Below are 3,276 nucleotides of genomic sequence, written 5' to 3' on the forward strand. Positions count from 1 at the left end.
CGAGGGCGGTGCGGTGACTCGTCGCCTCGTGCCGCGCGAGGCGGCAGCGTTCGCCCCGAGCGAGAAGGGCACGTTCAGCCTCGACGCGGAGTTCCAGACCTACGTTCGCAGGCGCTTCTCGTCCGAGGCGACGGCGTTCGAATGGCCGGGATTCGTCGTGGGTGCGGTCGAACGCGCCGACAGCTTCACGCTCTACTACGGCGCCGACCACGCGTTCACGGACGGCGGGTCGCAGGCCTTGGTCATCAGCGAGCTGGCGGACCTGTATGCCCTCGAAATCGGCGAGGACGCACCGGCACCGGCGCCCGCTGGAAGCCACCTCGACTACGCCGCCGAGGAACGTACGAGGGCCGCTACGTACGGCCCGGACTCGCCTGAAATCCGCGCGTGGAAGCGGATATTCGACAAGAACGACGGCAGGATGCCACGCTTTCCGCTCGATCTCGGCCTGGCGGAGGGCGACCGCGGTCCCGTACGCATTGTCGAACGGCATCTCCTGGACGCGGATGCCACCGCCGCTCTCGACCGGGCGTGCAAAGCTGCGGGCGCACGGATCAGCAGCGGCGTGTTCGCGGCGGTGGGAATCACCGACTACGAACTGGCCGGACGGTCGGATTATTTCGGAATCACCGTACTCAGCACCCGGCATCTCGGAAACTACGGTCAGTCTCAGGGCTGGTTCGTCAACTTCGCACCGGTCGCATTCGAGATCGACGACGCCGACTCGTTCTCGACGGTCGCAGCCAAGGCACACGACGGCTTCGAAGACGCCAAGCACATCGCAGCTGCGCCCGTGCACGCCGTCCTCGGAGCACTCGCTGCGGACGGGACGCTAGGCACCGAACTCGCAGTGAGTCCTAATATGCTGTCCTACATCGATTTTCGCTGGTTCCCCGGGGTCGGTCGGCCCGCCGACGCACGCGGCGAGCACTTCACCGGCGAAGGACGGACGTCGAACGCGTCGATGTGGATCAACCGCGATGCCGATCACCTGTATCTCGTCGCGCAGGTGCCCGACAACGACGTCGCAGCCCAGTCGGTGGATCGGTACCACTCACACCTCCAGGCTGTGCTGGAAACAGTTGCTCACGAGGGTGACTACGTGATTCGGGTGCCCGAGACGATCGGGCACCACTAGATGCGCGTTACCTCGATCACCGAGTTCCGGACCGCGCCGGGTACGTACCTCGAGTGGCCCGTGGACCTGGGGGCCGGAGGGTCGTCGCCAATCCCACCGTCCTTCAATCAAACCTTCCATCTGTCCTCCGCCCTCGACGCGTCGGGTGCAGGAGATCGGACCGGGGCAGTGTGGATCGCCACCGCGTTCGACATCGAGGGCCCCCTCGACATCGATGCGCTCACCTGGGCTTTCACCGAGTTCATCGAGCGCCACGCCGCGTTGCGCACGACATTCCACACCTCCGATGGCGAGGTTCATCGTCGAGTTCACGAGTCGGCCGAGCTGCGGATCGGCCGGCCGAGCGCCACGACGATCACCGATTCCGCCAGTGTCAGCACCCACCTCCGCGCGCGACTGAACCATCTCTGCCATCCCTCGCAACGACCGTCGTATTCCTTTGCCGCAGTGGACCGTCCGGACCGCGCAACCATAGTGTGCGGCTTCGACCACGCTCACGTCGACGCGCTGTCGATGACCGTCGCAGCCGAGGAGATCACAGCCCTCTACCGTGCTCGTCGTGCGGGCAATGCCCCTGAACTGGACAGCGTCGGAAGTTTCGTCGAGTACTGCGCAGACGAAGCGCAGGCGCCCGAAGTCTCGTCCTCGGATCCTCGAATTCTCGCCTGGTCCGAGTTCGTCGACGGGTGCGGTGGCCACACTCCAGCGTTTCCATTCGATCTCGGGGGGCCCGTTGGCGATCAGGCTTCTCAGGCCACCACGATTCACGCGCTCGCGACGGCGGACGACGCCGTGCTCTTCGAACGCCGTTGTCGCGACCTCGGAGCAGGCATGTTCTCGGCAATCGTTGCGGCGGCTGCAACCGCCACAGCCGAAATGGGCGGCCCGCAACTCTTTTCCCTCTTGTTTCCGCTGCATACTCGCCGAGCTGCCGAGTATGCGCACGCACTGGGATGGTTCACGACGAACGCGCCGATGAGCGTCACCGTCGGTGACACGTTCGCCGACACGCTCGCCTCCGCGCACGCGTCGTTCCGGGCCGCACTGCCCCTGGCGGCCGTGCCGATTCCGCATGTGCTTCGAGCGCTGGGCGAGCGATTCTCACGGCCTCGACAGGACGTGTTCATGATTTCCTACATCGATTACCGCGCCTTGCCGGGGGCAGACGCCGACGACCGCAACGCCCACCACATCAGCAACGTCACCACCGCCGACGACGCTCAATTCTGGGTATCGCGAACACGAGACGGCAGAGCACTGCGCTCACGCTTCCCCGACACATCCCAGGGCCACGCGATCATCGCGAGCTTCGCCCTGACGCTTGCGGCAGTGATCCGCCGCGAAGTCGGACCCACGGCGTATTCGAGTGAGGCTTCGCTCGTCGGACCGAACGCATAGGATCGTGACAGTCAGCTCGAATCGATCCCATGTAGGAGCGAAGAAGAAGTGCCCATAGCAGCAGACCCCACCCCCTCGTTCGGCGATTACGCACATCCGGATCGCCTGGTGTCCACGCAATGGCTGTCCGCACACCTGGGAACTCCCGGCCTCAAGGTCGTCGAGTCGGATGAGGACGTTCTCCTCTACGACGTCGGCCACGTCCCCGGAGCAGTCAAGATCGATTGGCATCTCGACCTCAACGATCCCGTCACACGCGACTACATCGACGGCGAGCAGTTTGCAGCGCTACTGAGCCGCAAGGGCATTTCGCGCACGGACACCGTCGTCATCTACGGGGACAAGAGCAACTGGTGGGCCGCGTATGCGCTCTGGGTGTTCACCCTCTTCGGACACGACGACGTCCGCCTGCTCGATGGCGGCCGCGACGCGTGGCTCGCGGAGAACCGGGACACGACTCTGGACGTCCCCGAGTACCCGGCTACCGACTACCCGGTCGTCGAACGTGACGACGCACCGATTCGTGCATTTGCCGCGGACGTACTGTCCAGCCTCGGCACAATTCCCCTCGTCGACGTGCGGTCGCCTGCGGAGTACACCGGCGAGCGCACGCACATGCCCGATTACCCCGAGGAAGGCGCGCTTCGCGGTGGCCACATCCCGACCGCCACGAGCATTCCGTGGGCGAAGGCTGCCGCACCGGACGGGCGTTTCCGCTCACGCGCCGAACTCGACGAGAT

Annotated in this window: 3 protein-coding genes; all 3 read left to right on the forward strand. The window is 65.3% G+C overall.

Annotation, left to right across the window (positions count from 1 at the left end; genetic code table 11):
• Positions 1–1,138 (forward strand): condensation domain-containing protein (locus A2J03_RS23905; protein WP_068378969.1); only part of this gene is annotated, 1,138 nt, incomplete at its 5' end.
• Positions 1,139–2,536 (forward strand): condensation domain-containing protein, encoded by a 1,398-nt coding sequence (locus A2J03_RS23910; protein ID WP_068378971.1) that lies wholly within the window; start codon positions 1,139–1,141, stop codon positions 2,534–2,536. It begins immediately after the preceding gene.
• Positions 2,537–2,584: 48 nt separating this feature from the next.
• On the forward strand, positions 2,585–3,276 hold a 692-nt coding region (locus A2J03_RS23915), incomplete at its 3' end, for a sulfurtransferase (protein ID WP_068378974.1).

It is taken from the genome of Rhodococcus sp. EPR-157 (genome assembly GCF_001647195.1).
In the GTDB taxonomy this organism is placed as follows: Bacteria; Actinomycetota; Actinomycetes; order Mycobacteriales; family Mycobacteriaceae; genus Rhodococcoides.